The organism is Litorisediminivivens sp. KMU-197 (assembly GCF_056858395.1).
On record NZ_JBXEQG010000002.1, the window covers coordinates 146220 to 165030 of the forward strand.

The following is an 18811-nucleotide window of genomic DNA, read 5'->3' on the forward strand; positions in this document are numbered from 1 at the left end:
AAGACTGCTCGCCCATTTTTAACGGTTTCCGCCTCAGATCTCGATCGGCTGGTTCTCTCCCAGCGGGCCGGACCCTGCGCCCGCCGCACTGTCGAGCCGGTTGCGCGGCCAGGAGACCTCGACCAGCGCGCCGGACTGCCGGCCGGGTTGCAATGACCGGTCGTGGGGCGTGGAGGCATTGGTGAAGCTCAATTCGGCCCCCGAGCGCTCCAGCAGGGTCTTGGCGATGAACAGCCCCAGCCCCATGCCCTCGTACCCCGGGCGCTTGCTGCGGTCTGGATCGGTCCGGCGGCTGCGGACGAAGGGATCGCCGATCCGCCCGATCAGTTGCGGCGGATAGCCCAGCCCGTCGTCGACGATGCGGATCGAGATCTTGTCCTCGGTCCACATGCTGTCGATCCAGACATTGCCACGGGCGAAATCGACGGCGTTCTGCACGAGGTTGCGCAGCCCGTGGATGATTTCGGGCTGGCGGGCGATGGTGGGGATCGCCTGTTCGCCGCCGGGGCCGGGCTTGTGCTCGTAGTGAATTTGCTTGCCGCGGCTTTCGTGCGGTTCGGCGGCTTCACGGATGACTTCGGACAGGGGCGCGCGGCGAACCTGCATGTCGGCCTTGCCGGCGCGGCCCATGGAGCGCAGGATATCGCGGCAGCGGTCGGCCTGTTCGCGGATCAGCAGCGCGTCTTCCTTCAGGTCGGGATGGTCGTCCAGCTCGTCGGCTATCTCGGCGCTGGTCAGCTTGATGGTGGCCAGCGGCGTGCCCAGTTCGTGCGCCGCCGCCGCCACCACGCCGGCCAGATCGGTCAGCTTCTGTTCGCGGGCCAGCGCCATCTGGGTGGCGGTGACGGCATCGGACATGGCGTGCAGCTCGCCGGTCACACGGCGCGAATAGACCGACAGGAAGACGATGGCGATCACCATCGCCATCCATTTGCCGAAGACGAAAATGTCAGGGGTGCGCAGGATGAAGCCCTGCTCGGTACGCAGCGGCAGGTGCCAGACCGCGAGGACCGAGACCAGCAGGATGGCGATGGCGGCGATCACGATGGTGGGTCGGGTCGCCAGTACCGCGGCCGAGATCAGCACCGGCCCCAACAGCAGGATGATGAAGGGGTTGTGCAGCCCGCCGGTCAGAAACAGCAGGAAGGCCAGTTGCAGCAGGTCGAACAGCACCATCAGCATGTTTTCGGTGGCGCTGAGGCGCTTGTTCTCGGGGAATATCGCGATGGCGAAGAGGTTGGCCACGACCGACAGGCCGATCGCCAGATAGCACAGCCCGATTTCAAGCGAGAGGTTGAACCATTGCTGCGCCACGATCAGCGCCGTAAGCTGACCTATGATCGCCGCCCAGCGCAGCATGATCATGGTGCGCAGCCGGACCCAGTTGCCGCGGCGGTGTTCGGTCAGGAAGTCCGAGCCCAGTTCTGCCATCTGCGCGCTTTCGCCTCTTGATCCCGGATGGGGGATTGATACGTGTCGGACGCCGGGCATTCAACGCCCAAGGTCATCTTCGAGGTTGTCCCCATGGTCCGTATCGCCGCCCTTCTGGCCTCCCTAGCCGTCGTCGCGCTTGTCGGGGGGCTCTGGTATGCCTCGCAGCCGCGTGGGGGCGACCAATTTGCCCAGTGCCGGTCGGCGGCCATAGCCGGCGGCACCGATGCCATTGGCGGGCCGTTCGAATTGGTGAACGGGCAGGGCGAGACCGTCACCGACGCGGAGGTGATCACCGAGCCGTCGATCCTTTACTTCGGGTATACCTTCTGCCCCGACATCTGCCCGCTGGACTTTGCCCGCAATGCGCAGGCGGTCGATCTGCTGGCCGACCAGGGGCATTCGGTGACGCCGGTCTTCATCTCGGTCGATCCTGAACGCGACACGCCCGAGGTGGTCGGCGACTTCGCCTACAACAACCACGAGAAGGCGATCGGGCTGACAGGATCGGCCGAACAGGTGAAGGCCGCCAGCCAGGCCTACCGGACCTATTACAAGGCGCATGACAAGGACGACGAATTCTATCTGCTCGACCACACCACCTTTTCCTACCTCGTCCTGCCCGAGCACGGTTTCGTCGAATTCTTCCGACGTGAAGCCACGCCCGAGCAGATGGCCGAGACCACGGCCTGCTTCATCGGCGCCGCCGGCTGACGGGCGGCCTGCCGGCAGGAGGTTTGACACCGCCGCACCGGTCGGAGAATACTCGCTTCGACGCGGGGGAAGCCCTGCCTACCAGGAGGACGACGAGTGGCAGAGAACACGCAGGATCTGGGCGAGGACAAGTCGCTTCTACTGGTCGATGACGACGAACCCTTCCTGCGGCGGCTGGCCAAGGCAATGGAAAAGCGCGGTTTCGAGGTCGAGAGTGCCGGATCGGTCGCCGCAGGCCGCGCCATCGCAACCGCCCGCCCACCTGCCTATGCCGTGGTCGACCTGCGGCTCGAGGATGGCAACGGGCTCGACGTGGTGGAAGTGCTGCGCGAGAAGCGGCCCGACAGCCGGATCGTGGTGCTGACCGGCTATGGCGCGATTGCCACCGCGGTGGCGGCGGTCAAGATCGGGGCCACGGATTACCTGTCGAAACCCGCGGACGCCCGCGACATCACCAACGCGCTGCTTGCGACCGGCGACGACCTGCCGCCGCCGCCGGAGAACCCGATGAGCGCCGACCGCGTGCGGTGGGAGCATATCCAGCGGGTCTATGAGCTGTGCGACCGCAACGTGTCCGAAACCGCGCGGCGGCTGAACATGCACCGGCGGACCTTGCAGCGGATATTGGCGAAGCGATCTCCGAAATAGCGGTCGTCGGCGCGTCGGGTGGGTGCGGAAGTGGGGGCCAGCCCCCTTGCCCAGCTAATGATTGCACTTTTGGTGCACTGCTCGTCAACCGTGATGAGCTCAACCGCCCAATGGGATCAAGTGGCATGCAATCACAATCGAAAGCCTGTCTGGTGCAAGGCGTGTAGTTTGGCACAATAAACGTCCAAGGTGAGTCCCCTGGAGCCAAAACGTGCTTGCTGTTTCCAAGGCCTCATCAACGCGAACGGCTTGTTCTATACCCGCGCAGTCGGGCGCAGCCCGCAGGAAAGGCGCCGAACGGATCGGCGCCTTTCCTGCGGGCGGGCTTCCAGCGGGTCGATGCCTTATCAGCACACGATCCGCTGTTTCTTTGCCTCGCCTTTCTCGCCTGAAGCCTGCGAGCTCACCAGGCTGGCAAGGTCGGTTTCGAACTCGGCGCGAATTCCATGGAGCGCGGTTTCGTCCGGGATCAGGTCGATCGGAGCGATCAACATTTCCGGGTAGGTGTGGGCCTGGTCCACCATGGCGGGATCTCCGAGCAGCTCCTCCATCTGCGCCACGATCCGGGCATAGACGGTTCGGGGGTCCATCTCCGGCCGGCCCTGATGCTGCCTGCGGCGCAAGACTTCGGCAAGCTCCGCCTCGGCCGCTGCCAACCCGCGCCCGGCGTCTTCCAGGGGCGATTTGAGATCTGCAAAAGGCGCGCCGTCCTCGATCGCACGGAACAGGTTCTTCCGCTTGCGTTCAAAGCTGGCGATGGCCTTCCTCAGGCGTGCCTCTTCCGTCTCCAGGTTTGCCCCGGCCAGCTTTGCGCGCTCTTCCTTCAAGGCGGACTCGAAGCGAGCGCGCATGCCCGGGGCCTGGAAGGCGGCGCGCAGAGCACCGAAGACCCGCGCTTCGATACGGCGTCGCGAAATGGCCGTGCGGTTACCGCAGGCGCCCTTGCGCGCTTCGCCTCAGGAATAGCTCGTCCTGCTCGACATGACGTAGTTCGCCCCGCACTGCCCACAGCGCAGCAGGCCGGACAGCAGGTAGCGCGTGCGATGGGCCGAGCGCGGGTTGCCCTTGGCCCTTGCCGCGCGCTGTCGCCGTTCGAGCTCCGACCGCACGGCAGTCCAGAGATCGTCGGAGATGATGCGAAGCTCGGGGAATTCCTGCTCCACTGCATCCTCTTCGGTCTCGAAGGTTCGCTTCGAACCGGTTTCGGGATGATAGTGGCGCCCCGTCTTGCAGACGCTCGCGATTCCGATGTAGAGGCGATTGCGCAGGATGCCTTCGTGTCGCGCGGCGTGGCCGCGGATCGTCGTGCCCTCCCAGGTTCCGCCGTTCGGAGCCTCGATGCCGTCGATATTGAGGGCTCCGGCGATCTGCTGGCTCGACCGGCCTTCGGCGAACTCGGTGAATATGCGGGTCACGACCTCGGCCTGCTCGGGGTCGATCTCGCGGTTCAATCCCTCCGGCACATCCCGTTTGCGATAGCCGTAGGCCCGGGTGTGTAGCCGACCGCGGCTCAGCGCGCCGCGCATGCCGCGCCGGGTATGGGCCGCGATCATCTCGCTGAAATTCTGTGCGCCGAAGCCAGCGAAGAGAACCTTGAAGAAGTCCTGCGGCCCTTCGGTGGCCGAGTGCAGGGTGATGCCTTGGAACTGCAGGATCTCGAAGTGGTTGAGGGCGTCGGCCAGCCTGCGGGTCAGGCGTTCGACCGCCTCGATCACCACCACATCGGCCTGACCGGCCATGGCCGCATCCTTCATGGCCTGGAAGCCGGGACGCCGGATATTCCGACCGGTCATCTCCATGTCCGAATAGACCGCGACGACGGTCCAGCCGTTCCGGTTGCAGTATTCCCGCGCCATGCGCTCCTGATCCTCCAGCGAAGTTGCTTGCTGCAGGTCTGAGCTGAAACGCGTGTAGATGATAGCCCGCTTGCTCATGCGAGGCACTCGTCGCTGGCTCCGATCGCGAGCTGCTGCGCGTTGACGTTTGCCGGCAGCTTGCACGCCTCGCGCTGCGCCTCGGCACGGGCCAGCAGGCTCAGCAGACCGGTGATCGCAAGATCAGCGGCGCGCCTGCCGCAGGGGTTGTCGTTGGCAGCCTGGAGAGCGCGGGCGGGGGTGGTGATGGTCATCTTGGGATCCTTTCCGATTGCGATGGCCCGTCAGGGCAATCGGGAATTCGGTTCGCTTCTCCGGAGAGAGAATTATTTATTTCCAGGTTTGACCCCCGCTCGTCGCGCCCGGGGCGAAAGCCACCGGCCGCGCTGGTCTCAGGAGTCTTCGGCGCGGAACATCTCGGTGAGGTGCTCAGCCCGCCGGAGATCGTGGAGCTGTTCCAGGCGGTCTCGCAGGAGGACCAGCGCCTGCTTGCTGGCGTCGAGACGCGCCGCGTCTTCCGAGTAGGCCCAGTAGACCTCCGGTTCCCCGAACTCGTGGTAGTCCACTTGGCGCACGCGGCCGTCTTCCACCTTGGCGGCCACGGCCTCGATCACCCGGTCGAAGGCCGAGAGATCACGCGGGTCGAAGATGCGGTCGCGCGCAATCATCGCGCCGAGATCGCCCGCCCTTCGCGCCACGGCCCCGTCGAGCGCGGCAGTGATCGCCTGGAGCGCCTCGAGCGCCGGGCGCATCTGCACCAGAACCTGGTAGACGGAAGACAGCAGCGGATCGTAGTCGAGAACCGGTTCAGACATGACGCAGCTCCCGCACCGTGCGCTTGCCGCGCGCCCGCCACTCGACGGTTACCGTCCGGGGGCGCGATCTGCCGAAGAGCCTGCTGCGCCGGATGTCCCGCTCGGCATGGATCCGGGCGCGCACCCTCTGCATCCGCTCCTGCGAACGGCCGGTCAGCCGGCCCAGCACCGGCGTCTTGAACACGGGGTGCACGTCAAACCCCGGGTGGGAGAGCGCGACCTTGACGCGTCGCGTCATGTCGAAGCTCGTGGGACGGTCCAGCGAGGCGGAAACGAGCTCATCGCGCTGGTCAACGGCAATGGCATGGCTGGCGCGGGACGGTCGCGGCCGCGAGGTGCCGTAGGCCAGCTCGGCGAAGACCTGGTCACCGATCCTCTCCAGTTCGAGCACCAGAGAGGGCCGGCATTTGGGGGCGTCCGAGCCCCCGCACTCATGCGGGAACTCGAAGGCAACCACGTCGCCGACCCGGAGTGTCCTGGCCCAGGGGGCGGTCGTGTCTTGGGGCAATGAGGGCTCGTTGGCCATTTGTATCACTTGTGTTCGTCGTTGCGTCTTCTGCCGCCCGGTCGGGACCCTGTTTGCGGCTGCGCGACACCACCGGTGCGCAGCCGCAAACAGGGTCATGGCCGGCCTGCATCCTGACTGGCTTCGTCCTTGGGGAGAGCGGTCGAGAGGGTGGCCCTCTCGACCCGGCGCCGGGCGCGCGATCAGGTGGGGGTTTGGGGGAGGAGTGTGGAACGACGCTCTCCCGGGCGCCGGGGTCTCGGGGTGTGCAGAACGGCCCCGAGCGGTTTCCAACGGAAACTGCGCGGCCTGATTAGTGAGTAACCCGGCCCGCACCACCCCCATGGCGTCCGGCACGCGATAGACTCAAACCGCTTCGTTTCCGGAATTCGACCTTTGATCAGACCTCCCGACCTCCAGAACGGAGGACGGAAGATGGACGAAACAAAGAAGTTTCCGGTGGTTATGCGGATGCAGGGTCTCTCACCCAAAGATCTCGGCGGCTTCGAGGCCCACCGATGCCGACGCGGCGGAGACCTCGGCCATATCGATCAAGCGCGTTCCAAACTGAACCGACCCCTCATTGGCGACGGCGATTGGGCGGCCAAGGCGCAGGCCGAGGTGCTCGACATGGCTCATGAAAACTTCGCAACAGAACTGGAAGGGTTGAAGCGCCGCCGCCGCAAGGCGGACCTGCGCAAGCGCCTCACCGAGGGTCCCCGCGACCCTCGGCGTACCACCCGCCATGGACCAATGCGCGAGATCATCCTGACCGCGAACCAAAAGTGGTTCGAGAAGGACGGCGAGGCCATGGAAGACGGCTCGATGTCGATCGAGCAAATGTTCGGCGAGGACCGGATAGAGCTCTTCGAAGAGCGGGCGCTCGCCTGGCTGCAAGAGCACTTCGGTGACGATGTGATCCATGCCCGCGCCGACCTCGACGAGACCACCTATCACATCCACGCGGTGATCCTGCCCCGGGCCCAGGGCAAGGACGGCCGCCGCATGCTGCAGCCGTCGAAGCATCCGATGATCCGCGACTACGAGGCAGCCCAGGACAGCGTGGGGGCGTGGTTCGGCGGGATCGGACTGACATGCGGCGAGAAGCGCGCCGAGAAACGGCGAAATGCGATCCGTCACAACGAGAAGCTGCGCCAGGACCAGGCGCAAGGGCAGCGCGAAGAGGAAATTCCGGACTCCGTGCCGGAGAAGCGTCGGCATGTCAGTCCCCGCGTTTGGCGGCGGGAGCAGGAGGAGAAGCTGGCCCGGCAGGAAAGCGCCCTGCAGGCGCGGGAGGTCGAGGTCACCGAGAAGCAGCGCGACGCCCAGGATGTGCTCGACGTCGCCGCGAAGATTGCCGCTGGTGACACCACCGCCGTTGAGGCGCAGCCCTTGGATAGCCCCGGGGTGACACGCGCCCGAACACTCTTCGCGCGGGCCTTTGTCCGGCTACGGCACGCTGCACGCCATGAAGCGCAACAGCGCGTGAAAACCGCCTTGGAGCAAATTCGTACCGCTGACGCGGCGATTGTCCGGATGGCGAAGCAGCTGCCGCGCCAGGCCCGTGAAGACATCGCCAAGACGCGACCCGGGCTCGCCAGGACTCTCGGAAAACTTGGAGACATCGTCGGAGGGGCTGCCGGCCGCAAGCGCGGCAGGGACGATGAAGAACGGTAGAGTCAAACAATCAAACAAACCGTTTCCGAGTTCGCCAGACGGTATCACTTCCCATTCAGCCGTGGGCACTTGCCCCGGTCGCGGCACGCCGCTCACCTCAGAAAACCAAAAGGAAACCAATAGAATGAAAATGTCCCAGTCGCAGAAGCGCATCCTCTCCACGATCAGCGAAACCATCGAGCGCGAAGAGGCAGAAACCGCCATCATGCGGGTGCTCCAGGTCAAGATCGGCAAGTTCTTCGAGACTGCTCAAAGCGACCCGACGTTCCTCATCGAGTTCTTCGCCCGCGTCGAGATGGTCGCCAATGCCTCGCAGGCCAAGTCCATCGCAACGCATCCCATCCCGGCCGCCACAGGCAGCACGGCGTTAGGTCGTGAATTTTGAGCCTGAATCCGTTACAACAGCACCAGCGTAGGTGGTGTGGGCCGTAATCGGTGCAATCGACCGATGAAGTCAGGTATCCGGATGACCGGGTATTGCCGGATCGCCAACATGACAGATTACTGGCGAACACCGAAAGATAGTTACGGTTTCCCGTGCCCATACAAATTTGATTTCTAAACGTTTTTTACCGCCCTGCGCACAGAACTTTCTCTCGTTCACATTTGACAAAAGGACAAACAATGACCAGACACCAGGCACAAAGTATCTCGCGTCGCACATTGTTGCGATCCGGGGCCGCGTCGGCGGCGGCGTTGACGTTTGCGCCAAACGTTTTGCGGGCTCAGGGCGCCCGTGTCCGCAAGAACATGAAGAGCGAAGGCGGTCTTGTCGACCTGCAGACCTACGGCGAAGGCGTGGCCGAGATGCTGAAGCTGCCTTTGAGCGATGGGCGCAACTGGTACCGCCAAGGCTTCGTTCATTTCATCGACTGCCCTCATGGAAACTGGTGGTTCACCAGCTGGCACCGCGGATATCTTAGCCATTTCGAAGAGATCATCCGCGAATTGACCGGCAAGGAAGACTTCATGCTGCCCTATTGGGATTGGACAGAGCCTGCCCACTCTGTACCCGCGTCGATGTTCGGCAGTGACAATCCGCTGGATCCGGTCAATTTCAGGTCGCCCACGGCCAATTTCATCGCCACCAAGGAGGAGTTCCAGAAAACGGTCCGTCCGGTAATGGAAGACTTCTGGAACCATATGACGCCTAGCCAGAAAGTCGAGCAGGACAAGCGATCCAATACCGACTTCGAAGTCATGTGGGCCCAAAAACACCTCGAAAACGCCACCTATGCCTTCCAGGAACGGAAGTACGCGCGTTTTCTGACCGAAGCGAACCCGAAGCTGGACTCCCGCACGCGAAAGATGGTCGCGCTTGACGGGGTTCTCGGCAACCTCGCGCCGACGAAATTTGCCGGTCCGTTCAAAGGGAAAGATGATCCGTTTTTCGAGAATTCGGTAACCGACAGTCACCACGTAGAAGGCAAATTCAGCGGTTTGTCGGCGACCCATAACCTGGTTCACAACAGCACCGGCGGTTTCGAGGATGAACAGGAAAACTACGTTGAACCCTACGGCAACATGATGAACAACCTGTCGCCGTTGGATCCGATCTTTTTCCTGCATCATTGCAACATAGACCGGCTATGGGACGTCTGGACGCGAAAACAACAGGCCCTCGGATTGCCGATTGCCCCGACGGGGGACCTGCTTGAGCCCTACAAGAAAGAGCAATACCTGTTCTTCTTCGACCGCGCCGGTGACCCCGTCGGCGGCAACTCCACATCATGGGACTACTTCGATACCAGCGCCTTCGGTTACAGCTACCAGCCAGGTTCTGGTGAGCAAGCCGTCCCCCCGACGACCAGGCTTGCGAAAAGCGAGAATGTCGCCGGCGCCATGTTGGTCGCATCAGCCGGTCGCCTTGCCCCAACTGTGGATGCCGTCGTCTCAGGCGCATTGGCGCGGTCCATCGCACAGCCCAAAGAAAGCACGGTCCACCTGGCAACCGTTACTTTCGTGCCACCTGCCGACAGCCGTGCGAAGGTCTTCGATCTTTATATCTCGCCAAAAGGACAGCCTCCTGTTCTTGGCCTGGACAGCCCCGAATTCGCGGGCAGCTTTGCGTTCTTTGGTCACGGGCAAAGCACGGAGACCGGGTTTACCGTGCCGATCGATGCGGTTCTGGATCGCATGGCGGAAGACGGACTTCTGTCCGAAGGCGCGGCGTTGTCGTTTTCGCTGGTCGTTGCGGGAAGTGACAAAGCCGAGGCGGCCAGCGTGGAGGACAACGGGCTGCTGCAGTCGGTGAATGTTCACGTCGTTTCCGAGGGGTAGTGATCGCGCCCGTCACGCTCCGACGCGGGACTTGCGAAGCCTTTTGGCGCAACTGTTCGGCCCGCTTGGCATGCTTAGACCTTGCCGGGCGGGCTGCCTTGATGACCGCAGCTTGAGCACGAGAATTCGCAAATTTCCGCCAAATCGTGCACGTTGACAGAAAATCTACGGTGGTGATCATGGAGAACGTGGATTTGCGGGCCTGCGTTGGGGTCGCAGGACGTTTTTGCACCGGTACAGACTGGTTTAATCCGAATGAGCGCGCTGCTGCTCGGGCTATTCCGCCAAGATCACGGGAACTGCAGTCGCCGGTCTGCTCGCTACACCATTGAAGCTATTCGGAGAGAAAAAATTGACCCCACCAGCAGGCGTGTTCAGATCGTGCATCGGAAAATATCAGGTTACCGCGCTTTACGACGGCGCGATCCAGGTTCCAAACGACGTCTTTCTCGGGGAGGATCGGCAAAAGATCCAGGAGGCCCTACAGAACGGTGGCATGGGGCTGGCGCCTGACCTGGTCCCAATTCCGGTTCTCGCCTTTTGTCTGCAGTCGGACGATGCGACGATCCTGATCGATGCGGGGCTTGGCGCCGTCGACGCGTTCGGCCCCGGAACCGGGCACGTGGCAAGCGCGCTTTCGGCGGCGGGTATCCAGCCATCGGAGGTTTCGCTTGTCGTGGTGACACACGCGCATCCCGACCACATCGGCGGGTTGCTGACAGGCGAAGAGCCGACCTTTCCCAATGCCCGCATGGTGATGACCGAAGCCGAGCATGGGTTCTGGTCTGACACCGGGATCACGGCCCAGGCTCCGGAAGACATGCGCGGGTTCTTCCACCTGGCGCAGGGAGTGTTCGGCGCCTACGGAGATCGCCTCGAACTGGTGTCGCCGGACACCGAAATTCACAGCGGCATCCGACTTGAAGCTGCACCGGGACACACACCGGGTCATTCGATCCTGCATATCGATGGCGGGGACCAGCAATTCGTGATGATGGCCGACATTGTGCACAACGCGGTTCTGCAGACCTCCCATCCCGAGATAGGATTTGCCTTCGACGTCGATCCGGGCCAGGCCGCCGAGACGCGCTCCGGCTTGCTGGATCGCTGCGCTGCGGACAATGTGCTGATCGCAGCCTCACATGTGCCGTTTCCCGGGCTCGGGCGGTTCCTGCGGGATGGCGCCGGGTACCGGTATGCGCCTGCAACGCTGGCCGGATGATCGGTCTCGGGTGACGCCGTCCCGCGGCTCTGTGGTCCTGTGCCAGCCCGGTAAATCCTTGTGCCACGCCAGCGGCCCATGTCATGACTTGGTGTGCGGCATCCGGAATTATTGCCAATGCCCGGGGGGAATACGATGACACGACGTATCATGATCCTTGTATATCCGGGCTGCATGGCGCTTGATATCGTTGGCCCCTCGGACACGTTTTTGATGGCCAATACCGTCGTCCGCGAACATTCCGGCCAGACGGCCGAGCCCGCCTACGACGTCTCGCTGGTTGCGCCGACGCTTGGAAGCCTCAAGACCGCCGGTTCCATCATCACGATAAACGTCGATCGCAGGTGCGAAGACGTCACCGACGCGGAACTGGACGACACCGATCTGGTGCTTGTCAGCGGCGGCGTCTCTGCAATCGACATCCGAACCGACCCGGGGATGCAGGAATTCATCACCCGAGCCCATGGCCGGGCCAATCGGATCGGTTCGATCTGCACGGGGGCCTTTCTGCTGGCCGAGGCGGGCATCATCGGCGGCCGCAAGGCAGCAACCCATTGGCGCAAGGCCAAGGTGCTCCAAGAGGCCTATCCGGATGTCGAGGTCGAGCCGGCCAGCATCGTCTGCAAGGATGGCAACGTCTGGACCTCTGGCGGCATCACGTCCGGCATCGATCTGGCGCTGTCGATCGTCGAAGAAGACCTCGGGCCGGAAATTGCCCGCTCTGTCGCCCGACTGATGGTGACGCACATGACGCGGCGCGGCGATCAGAACCAATATGAGGATATCGACCTCGACGCCCCGACGCGCGTCGGAGCGGCGGATGTGGTGATGCAGGAAATACTCATCTACATCCGCGTCCACCCGACAAGGGACCTCAGGCTCGAGACGCTGGCCGAGCAGTTCAACCTGACGGAAAAGACGCTTGCCCGACACTTCAAGTCGTTCTCGGGAAGGACGATAGGGAAGTACGTCGAAGAGGTTCGCCTTGTCCATGCGCAGGCGCGGCTTGAAAACTCGGGGGAATCCTTAAGTGAAATCGCTCGCAGTTCGGGATTTCCGTCGAACGAGGCGTTGCGAAGAGCCTTCTCCAAACGCTTTTCCATTACGCCGGCGGAGTTCCGTGCGCGGTTTCGGACGGCTGCAGAGCAGTTGCAGAAGGCCCCCGCCGAATGAGCCCGTACCAAGCCGGATCGTCACTGCCCTGACCGCTCTGGCGCTACGCTTGTACCGAGCCCTGCTGCGCTGTGGTTGAAACTTACACAAGCACCGGGATCACGAGAACGGCTTGCCACGTCGGACGATCTCACCCGCAGTAAGCCAGAGCCTTTAAAGCGGTCGGTCCCGGGCCACTTTGTCCGAAATCGCGTGTCTTCTGTCCTGTGTCCGAGACAGCGGGATCCGTAGTCTTGTTGGATCAACAAGACAGGAACCTTTGCAATGTCTTACTCAGATTTAACTACATATTTCATGACCTTGGTGGCAATTTCCCTGGCGCCCGGCCCGGTTTTCCTGATGTTGCTGGTGCGGTCGGCCGGCAACGACATCTCGGGCGCGATCGGCTTTGCGATCGGTTACGCGATCGGCGGGATCGCGATCATTTCGGTGGTCTGCTTCGGGCTCAGCACATGGCTCACCGCGGTTCCCGAGGTTCTCGAGTACAGCAAGTACGTCATGATGGCTTACATGAGTTGGCTGGCCTACGGGATCTGGAAAGGCGACTTTGACTTGAACAGGTCGTGCGATGCGCCGCGCCGCCCGATCCTTTCCTCGATCTTCGCCGGGGTTTTCACCTGCTTCATCTCGCCCTACATGATGGTTCTGTTCCCGCTGGTGCTGCCCGAGATGATGGACATCACCCTGATCCGGATGCCCGAATTCCTGATCATCGCGGTCACAACCTTCCTTTCCCTGTTCGGAAGCGCGGCCCTGATCGTGGGCTTCGCAGCACCGCTGCGCCGCCTGGCCAAATCGCCGCGCTCGATGCGCCTCATGAACCGTTCGCTGGCGACGATCCTGGTATCGGTCGGCGGCTGGATGGCCCTGACCTGACCCTCAGGCATCCGGTTCGATGGATGCAGCCGGGTGACCATTGTCAGCGAGCTTCGGCTCGCTGACATGACGCGACGGGCAGGCCTCTGACGAAGGTCAGGCTGCGGCCCGGATCAATATCCTTGTTAACCCGTCACGCTGCCCCAATACTCGGCCGTGACAAAATCTGGAGAGCGCCATGCCGAAATTTCAGGGCAAGAGAATAAGAATTGCATTGGCGACAGCGCTTTTGATCGGCGGGGCTCCGCAGGCATTCGCGGCAAACTGCCTTGAGGTCACGCTCACCGGCACACAGGGCGGACCGGCTGTGTTCAACGGGCTGGCCGGGGCCGGAACTCTGGTCCGGTATGGCCCGGAGGAGAAGGGCTGCTCTGACATCCTGCTGCAATTCGATGCCGGTCGTGGCACGCTGCAGCGACTGTCGCAGATCGATGTGACAGTCCTCCAAATCCAGGCGATCTTTCTGACGCATGTCCATTCCGACCACGTCGATGGTCTGGCCGATCTGATGCAGTTGCGCTGGCACCTGGGGTCGCAGTTGCCAAAGGTCGATCTGGTGTGCAGCCAGGACGCGCCGTCGCCGACCGGACATGCGATGAGCTGCACGCAACTGGCGGAACATATCGGCGATCCCTACCTCCGGTCCGGCGAAATCGCCCAGCGGTTGGCCGAGAACCCTGATCGGCTGCCAGGCGGGTCAGCGGACCTTCTGAATATCGAGGTGTTCACGCCCGGCAACGCCCCCGCAGAAGTCTGGCGTCAGGACGACGTGGTCGTCAGCGCCATCGCGTCACGCCATGTCCCGGGGCACGTCTCCTACAGGGTCGATACGCCGGCAGGAAGTGTGGTGATTGGTGGCGACGCTTCCAACGACACACCGAAGCCGCCACGGGACAGCTCCGTGTCGGCCAACGTCGAAACCCTGGCGCAAGGGGCCGACATCCTGGTTCACAGCGTGATCCATCGCGTCATGGGGCCGGGCGGCTCCAGCGGATTTCCGACCTCGGTCTACTATCGCCAAAGCACCGCCGAGGACCTCGGCGCGATGGCAGAACGGGCCGGCGTCGCCAACCTGATGTATACGCATCTCATCCCACCGTTGGGCGCTGCGGTGATGGGGCCTTATCCCGTGCAGCCCGGCGGGCTGAGCGAGGCTGATTTCGAAGCCTCCGCGCGCGAGGGTGGATATTCCGGCAACGTGGTTGTCGGAACCGATCTGGCAACGCTCAAACTTCCCGCAGATTAGACCCTCGCGGATCAAGCGAAGGTTCACTTGAGCGCTTCCCCCAATTCAGTCAACTTCGCCTCTGGTTCTTACGGCTGACATCCACAGCTCAACCTGTGCGGCCCAGAGAGGATGATGTCCCGGGAAGTGGTGTAGCTCCGCATGAGCCTCGCGCTCACTGGCGGGCCGAGCTGGTCAGTCGCGCTGCGCAGCAGGCAGGCTGACCATGACATCATCGCAGACCGGCGTGAGCGTTTCCAGCGTCATGTAACGGCCACGCTGGACGGTCCATTCATCGGTCTGCTCCATCAGGATCGCCCCCACCAGTCTCCGGATCGACGCCTCGTTGGGGAAGATCCCGACGACGTCCGTGCGTCGCTTGATCTCACCGTTCAGGCGCTCAATCGGATTCGTGGAATGCAACTTCGCGCGGTGCTGGGCCGGGAAGGTCATGTAGGCCAGCACGTCCTCCTCCGCCGTATCCATGAGCGTGGCCAGTTTCGGCAGCTTGGGCCGCATCTGGTCCGCTACCAGCCGCCACTGGGTCTTGGCCGCGGCATGGTCGGGCTGCGCAAAGGCGGTGGCGATAAAGGCCGAGACCACCCTGCGGCTGCTCTTGCCGGCATGGGCCAGGGCATTGCGCTGGAAATGCACCCGGCAGCGCTGCCAGGTGGTGGACAAAACCCGAGCCGTGGCCGCCTTGATGCCCTCATGCGCATCGCTGATCACCAGCTTCACGCCGGAGAGACCGCGGCGGACGAGATCGCGCAGAAACTCTGTCCAGAACGGCTCGGCCTCGGAAGCACCGATCGCCATGCCCAGCACTTCGCGCCGGCCGTCAGTGTTCACGCCCACCGCGATCGTCACGGCGACGGACACGATCCGACCACCCTGGCGGACCTTGAGATAGGTCGCGTCGATCCACAGGTAGGGCCATTCTCCTTCGATTGGCCGGGTGAGGAAGGTATCGACCCGCCCGTCGATCTCTTCGCAGAGCCGGCTGACCTGGCTCTTGGAGATACCGGTGCCGCCCATGGCCTGCACGAGGTCATCCATCGATCGCGTCGACACGCCATGGACATAAGCTTCCTGGATGACGGCCGTCAGCGCCTTTTCCACCGAGCGCCGTGGCTCGAGAAAAGAAGGGAAGTAGGAGCCCGTGCGCAGGCGCGAGATGCGCAGCTCGACGCTGCCCGCCCGGGTCTGCCAGTCCCGATCGCGATAACCGTTGCGCCGTGCCAGCCGCTCGGGGCTCTTTTCGCCGTAGTCGGCGCCGGTCTTGGCACCGACCTCCAACTCCATCAGCCGCTCGGCGGCAAAGCCGATCATCTCGCGTAGCAGGTCCGCATCGCCGCTCTTCTCGACGAGCGCGCGAAGGTCAATCATCGGTTTGGTCATCGGGTCTATCCCTCGGTTCAAGTTGGTTGTCGCAACCCGACCCTACCGAGAAACCCGATGGCCACCGACAGCTACACCACGCCCCGGGACGTCACCCCAGAGAGGCGGACCTCCCCTGCAGCGACGGCGGAACTGCAATGGTCCGGCCGGGCGCGCCCATACGCCTGACCACTCGCTCCAACGTCGCTCTGCGGATGCCTGCAAAGGTGTCAATGGCTGCTATATCAAGTGCGCCTCTGGAGCCTAAGCTCCCAGCGACACGCATGCTATTGCACAGGTCTCAGAGCACAGAGCCGCCCGAATGGAAGTCCAATTGACGGCCGGGCAGCGCCCCACACCCCCGGAGTTTAGGGGCAAGATGAAGGAGCGGGTCAGCATTGCTCCAGCAGCGTGGCGTGACGCGCCGTGAAATCGTCGCGGACCTCGCGCGGCGGGCGCAGGGTGATGGTGAGACCGTCGATCTTGTCGGGGTCCGGCCTGCCGAAGAAGCCGTTGGCCTCCTGCTCGGTAAAGCCGGCGATCTGCGTGGCCTCCATCCAGGCGCTGATCCGGTCTGCCCGCTTGATCTGGCGCTTGATGATGGCCGGCAGCACCGCGGGCAGACCGAAGCGGATGTGGATTGCCGCGGTCAGCCGGTCGTCGAGCGCGCCGTAATCCGGCCCGACCGCCGCCTTGACCGGCGAGATCATGTCGCCGATCACGTATTCCGGCGCATCGTGCAACAGCGCCGCCAGCCGCCAGCGCACAGGGGCCTTGGGGTTCATACGGGAAAACAGCGCTTCGACCAGAAGCGAATGCTCGGCGACGGAATAGGCGAAATCGCCCCGGGTCTGGCCATTCCAGCGCGCCACGAAGGCGAGGCCATGGGCAATGTCCTCGATCTCGATATCCATCGGGGTCGGGTCCAGCAGGTCGAGCCTGCGGCCCGAAAGCATCCTCTGCCAGGCGCGGGGTGATTTGGGGGGCATCGCGTGGTCTCCGTTCGGGCACCGGTCCTAGCGCGCGGCCGGGCCGCCTGCAAATGCAAAGGCACGGGGTCGTCACGGGATTTTGGCCTGACGTTTATGGCGGAGAGGGCGATCACACGCCATATTTTGTGTGTGACATGACCGGGCTTCACTGCCCTTGCACATGAGGCCCCTGAACAAGGAGACTTCTCATGTACAAACGTCTGATAGCAGCAGCCCTGGTGTTTGGCGCGGCCGCGCTGGCGCCGCCCCTGTCGGCCCAGCCTTCGATCTGCATGTCGCGTGACGCGCTTGTGAAATCGCTCGAGACGCGCTTTGCGGAATCCTTCGGCGGTGGCGGCCTGCAGTCTGAAAAAAGGCTGATCGAGGTGTGGCGTTCGGTGGATACCGGCAGCTTCACGATCCTGCTGACCCGCCCCGATGGCACCAGCTGCGTGCTGGCGACCGGCGCCCACTGGCAGGACGCCCTGCTTGACCCCGAAGGTGTGGCCGGCTGATTCGATCCATGTTGTCGATCAGCCTGTCCGGTGCTATCTGCCGCTGCAACGTGAAATGTCAGCAGGATCCGATCACATGAGCACCGACTACACCGTGAAGGATATCGCGCTCGCCGACTTCGGTCGGAAAGAGCTGGATATTGCCGAAACCGAGATGCCGGGGCTGATGGCTCTGCGCGAGCAGTATGGTGAAGAAAAGCCGCTGAAGGGCGCACGCATCGTCGGCTCGCTGCACATGACGATTCAGACCGCGGTGCTGATCGAGACGCTGGTGGCGCTGGGCGCGGATGTGCGCTGGGCCTCGTGCAACATCTTCTCGACCCAGGATCACGCGGCGGCGGCCATTGCCAAAGCGGGCATCCCGGTGTTTGCCATCAAGGGTCAGTCGCTGGCAGAGCACTGGGACTACCTCGATAAGTCCTTCGCCTTCCCCGAGGGTGCCAACATGATCCTCGACGATGGCGGCGACGCCACGCTTTACGTGCTGCTTGGCGCGCGGGCCGAGGCCGGCGAGGATGTGCTGGGCGTGCCCGGATCTGAAGAGGAAGAGGTGATCTTCAACCAGATCCGCAAGCGCATGAAGGAAAGCCCCGGCTGGTTCACCAAGACCCGCGACGCCATCAAGGGTGTCTCGGAAGAGACCACCACCGGTGTGCACCGTTTGTATGACCTGCAGAAGAAGGGCCAGCTGCCGTTCCCTGCGATCAACGTCAACGACAGTGTCACCAAGTCGAAGTTCGACAACAAGTACGGCTGCAAGGAAAGCCTTGTCGACGGCATTCGCCGCGCCACCGACACCATGATGGCCGGCAAGGTCGCCGTGGTCTGCGGCTATGGCGACGTGGGCAAGGGTTCGGCCGCGTCGCTGCGCGGCGCCGGTGCCCGCGTGAAGGTGACCGAGGTCGATCCGATCTGTGCGCTTCAGGCGGCGATGGACGGTTTTGAGGTCGTGGTGCTGGAAGACGTCATCGACAGCGCCGATATCTTCATCACCACCACCGGCAACCGCGACGTGATCCGCATCGAGCACATGCGCGAGATGAAGGACATGGCGATCGTCGGCAACATCGGCCACTTCGACAACGAGATTCAGGTCGCCAACCTGAAGAACCACAAGTGGACCAACATCAAGGAACAGGTGGACATGATCGAGATGCCTTCGGGCAACCGCATCATCCTGCTGTCCGAAGGGCGCCTGCTGAACCTCGGCAATGCCACGGGCCACCCGTCCTTTGTGATGTCGGCGTCCTTCACCAACCAGGTGCTGGCGCAGATCGAGCTGTGGACCAAGGGCGACGACTACGGCAACCAGGTCTACATCCTGCCCAAGCACCTCGACGAGATGGTGGCCCGCCTGCATCTTGAAAAAATCGGCGCGCGGCTGACCACGCTGGACCCGGAGCAGGCCGCCTATATCGGCGTGACGCCGGAAGGCCCGTTCAAGCCCGAGCATTACCGCTACTGACACCGGCCTGCGCCCGGCTTTAGCCGGGCGCGCCTTCCGAAAT

General features: G+C 63.2%; 19 protein-coding genes. 11 read left to right on the forward strand and 8 right to left on the reverse strand.

The features are described from left to right. Window positions 1–33: 33 nt before the first annotated feature. A complete protein-coding gene (gene regB, locus AC04PT_RS05620) occupies window positions 34–1431 on the reverse strand; it encodes a sensor histidine kinase RegB (protein ID WP_482872602.1) in 1398 nt (465 codons plus the stop codon). 93 nt (window positions 1432–1524) lie between these two features. Between regB and AC04PT_RS05625 the strand changes: the two genes are divergently transcribed. Both AC04PT_RS05625 and AC04PT_RS05630 read left to right on the forward strand, forming a co-directional pair. Then, a complete protein-coding gene (locus AC04PT_RS05625; protein WP_482872603.1) occupies window positions 1525–2145 on the forward strand; it encodes an SCO family protein in 621 nt (206 codons plus the stop codon). 96 nt (window positions 2146–2241) lie between these two features. Next, entirely contained in the window at window positions 2242–2793 is a 552-nt protein-coding gene (locus AC04PT_RS05630) for an ActR/PrrA/RegA family redox response regulator transcription factor (protein WP_482872604.1), read from the forward strand. A 347-nt stretch (window positions 2794–3140) separates the two neighbouring features. On the opposite strand, the gene AC04PT_RS05635 is transcribed toward AC04PT_RS05630, so the two are convergent. The 5 genes from AC04PT_RS05635 to AC04PT_RS05655 all read right to left on the reverse strand — a co-directional run bounded on the left by AC04PT_RS05635 (window position 3141) and on the right by AC04PT_RS05655 (window position 5873). Further along, the gene (locus tag AC04PT_RS05635; RefSeq protein ID WP_482872605.1) at window positions 3141–3644 is read right to left on the reverse strand and encodes a hypothetical protein; all 504 of its coding nucleotides are present in this window, start codon (window positions 3642–3644) and stop codon (window positions 3141–3143) included. 105 nt (window positions 3645–3749) lie between these two features. Next, window positions 3750–4727 carry a recombinase family protein gene (locus tag AC04PT_RS05640; protein WP_482872606.1) on the reverse strand — a complete coding sequence of 326 codons (978 nt, stop codon included), beginning with the start codon at window positions 4725–4727 and terminating at the stop codon, window positions 3750–3752. Next, window positions 4724–4921, reverse strand: a complete 198-nt coding sequence (locus AC04PT_RS05645; RefSeq protein WP_482872608.1) for a hypothetical protein — start codon at window positions 4919–4921, stop codon at window positions 4724–4726. Before AC04PT_RS05645 ends, AC04PT_RS05640 begins: the two co-directional genes overlap by 4 nt. Before the next feature lie 138 nt (window positions 4922–5059). Next, on the reverse strand, window positions 5060–5482 hold the full coding sequence (locus AC04PT_RS05650) for a hypothetical protein (protein WP_482872609.1): 423 nt from the start codon (window positions 5480–5482) through the stop codon (window positions 5060–5062). Next, window positions 5475–5873 carry a hypothetical protein gene (locus AC04PT_RS05655; RefSeq protein ID WP_482872610.1) on the reverse strand — a complete coding sequence of 133 codons (399 nt, stop codon included), beginning with the start codon at window positions 5871–5873 and terminating at the stop codon, window positions 5475–5477. The genes AC04PT_RS05650 and AC04PT_RS05655 overlap by 8 nt, the downstream gene beginning before the upstream one ends. Window positions 5874–6422: 549 nt before the next feature. Here AC04PT_RS05655 and AC04PT_RS05660 point away from each other — a divergent pair. From AC04PT_RS05660 to AC04PT_RS05690, 7 genes are all read left to right on the forward strand, one after another. Then, window positions 6423–7664 (forward strand): plasmid recombination protein, encoded by a 1242-nt coding sequence (locus AC04PT_RS05660; RefSeq protein ID WP_482872611.1) that lies wholly within the window; start codon window positions 6423–6425, stop codon window positions 7662–7664. Between the two features lie 124 nt (window positions 7665–7788). After that, window positions 7789–8049 (forward strand): hypothetical protein, encoded by a 261-nt coding sequence (locus AC04PT_RS05665; protein ID WP_482872613.1) that lies wholly within the window; start codon window positions 7789–7791, stop codon window positions 8047–8049. A 239-nt stretch (window positions 8050–8288) separates the two neighbouring features. Then, window positions 8289–9944, forward strand: a complete 1656-nt coding sequence (locus AC04PT_RS05670; protein ID WP_482872614.1) for a tyrosinase family protein — start codon at window positions 8289–8291, stop codon at window positions 9942–9944. Window positions 9945–10272: 328 nt separating this feature from the next. Next, window positions 10273–11166 (forward strand): MBL fold metallo-hydrolase, encoded by an 894-nt coding sequence (locus tag AC04PT_RS05675; RefSeq protein ID WP_482872615.1) that lies wholly within the window; start codon window positions 10273–10275, stop codon window positions 11164–11166. A gap of 135 nt (window positions 11167–11301) precedes the next feature. Beyond that, on the forward strand, window positions 11302–12339 hold the full coding sequence (locus tag AC04PT_RS05680) for a GlxA family transcriptional regulator (RefSeq protein ID WP_482872616.1): 1038 nt from the start codon (window positions 11302–11304) through the stop codon (window positions 12337–12339). 294 nt (window positions 12340–12633) lie between these two features. Beyond that, the gene (locus tag AC04PT_RS05685; protein WP_482872617.1) at window positions 12634–13215 is read left to right on the forward strand and encodes a LysE family translocator; all 582 of its coding nucleotides are present in this window, start codon (window positions 12634–12636) and stop codon (window positions 13213–13215) included. 214 nt (window positions 13216–13429) lie between these two features. Next, window positions 13430–14461: an MBL fold metallo-hydrolase gene (locus AC04PT_RS05690; RefSeq protein WP_482872618.1), complete on the forward strand. Its 1032-nt coding sequence runs from the start codon at window positions 13430–13432 to the stop codon at window positions 14459–14461. A gap of 174 nt (window positions 14462–14635) precedes the next feature. Here the strand turns inward: AC04PT_RS05690 and AC04PT_RS05695 are convergent, their stop codons facing one another. Both AC04PT_RS05695 and AC04PT_RS05700 read right to left on the reverse strand, forming a co-directional pair. Next, the gene (locus tag AC04PT_RS05695; protein ID WP_482872619.1) at window positions 14636–15838 is read right to left on the reverse strand and encodes an IS256 family transposase; all 1203 of its coding nucleotides are present in this window, start codon (window positions 15836–15838) and stop codon (window positions 14636–14638) included. 371 nt (window positions 15839–16209) lie between these two features. Then, window positions 16210–16806 carry an HD domain-containing protein gene (locus AC04PT_RS05700; RefSeq protein ID WP_482872620.1) on the reverse strand — a complete coding sequence of 199 codons (597 nt, stop codon included), beginning with the start codon at window positions 16804–16806 and terminating at the stop codon, window positions 16210–16212. A gap of 191 nt (window positions 16807–16997) precedes the next feature. Between AC04PT_RS05700 and AC04PT_RS05705 the strand changes: the two genes are divergently transcribed. Then, window positions 16998–17303 carry a hypothetical protein gene (locus AC04PT_RS05705; protein WP_482872621.1) on the forward strand — a complete coding sequence of 102 codons (306 nt, stop codon included), beginning with the start codon at window positions 16998–17000 and terminating at the stop codon, window positions 17301–17303. A 76-nt stretch (window positions 17304–17379) separates the two neighbouring features. Further along, on the forward strand, window positions 17380–18768 hold the full coding sequence (gene ahcY, locus AC04PT_RS05710) for an adenosylhomocysteinase (RefSeq protein WP_482872622.1): 1389 nt from the start codon (window positions 17380–17382) through the stop codon (window positions 18766–18768). The last annotated feature ends 43 nt before the right edge of the window (window positions 18769–18811 follow it).

Excerpts from the sequence above, each read along its gene's own strand:
- AC04PT_RS05660 (WP_482872611.1), top strand. The coding sequence starts at position 6,423 with ATGGACGAAACAAAGAAGTTTCCGGTGGTTATGCGGATGCAGGGTCTC.
- AC04PT_RS05645 (WP_482872608.1), bottom strand. The coding sequence starts at position 4,921 with ATGACCATCACCACCCCCGCCCGCGCTCTCCAGGCTGCCAACGACAAC.
- AC04PT_RS05640 (WP_482872606.1), bottom strand. The coding sequence starts at position 4,727 with ATGAGCAAGCGGGCTATCATCTACACGCGTTTCAGCTCAGACCTGCAG.
- AC04PT_RS05635 (WP_482872605.1), bottom strand. The coding sequence starts at position 3,644 with ATGCGCGCTCGCTTCGAGTCCGCCTTGAAGGAAGAGCGCGCAAAGCTG.
- AC04PT_RS05700 (WP_482872620.1), bottom strand. The coding sequence starts at position 16,806 with ATGCCCCCCAAATCACCCCGCGCCTGGCAGAGGATGCTTTCGGGCCGC.
- ahcY (WP_482872622.1), top strand. The coding sequence starts at position 17,380 with ATGAGCACCGACTACACCGTGAAGGATATCGCGCTCGCCGACTTCGGT.
- AC04PT_RS05705 (WP_482872621.1), top strand. The coding sequence starts at position 16,998 with ATGTACAAACGTCTGATAGCAGCAGCCCTGGTGTTTGGCGCGGCCGCG.
- AC04PT_RS05625 (WP_482872603.1), top strand. The coding sequence starts at position 1,525 with ATGGTCCGTATCGCCGCCCTTCTGGCCTCCCTAGCCGTCGTCGCGCTT.
- AC04PT_RS05695 (WP_482872619.1), bottom strand. The coding sequence starts at position 15,838 with ATGACCAAACCGATGATTGACCTTCGCGCGCTCGTCGAGAAGAGCGGC.
- AC04PT_RS05670 (WP_482872614.1), top strand. The coding sequence starts at position 8,289 with ATGACCAGACACCAGGCACAAAGTATCTCGCGTCGCACATTGTTGCGA.
- AC04PT_RS05685 (WP_482872617.1), top strand. The coding sequence starts at position 12,634 with ATGACCTTGGTGGCAATTTCCCTGGCGCCCGGCCCGGTTTTCCTGATG.
- regB (WP_482872602.1), bottom strand. The coding sequence starts at position 1,431 with ATGGCAGAACTGGGCTCGGACTTCCTGACCGAACACCGCCGCGGCAAC.
- AC04PT_RS05665 (WP_482872613.1), top strand. The coding sequence starts at position 7,789 with ATGAAAATGTCCCAGTCGCAGAAGCGCATCCTCTCCACGATCAGCGAA.
- AC04PT_RS05650 (WP_482872609.1), bottom strand. The coding sequence starts at position 5,482 with ATGTCTGAACCGGTTCTCGACTACGATCCGCTGCTGTCTTCCGTCTAC.
- AC04PT_RS05680 (WP_482872616.1), top strand. The coding sequence starts at position 11,302 with ATGACACGACGTATCATGATCCTTGTATATCCGGGCTGCATGGCGCTT.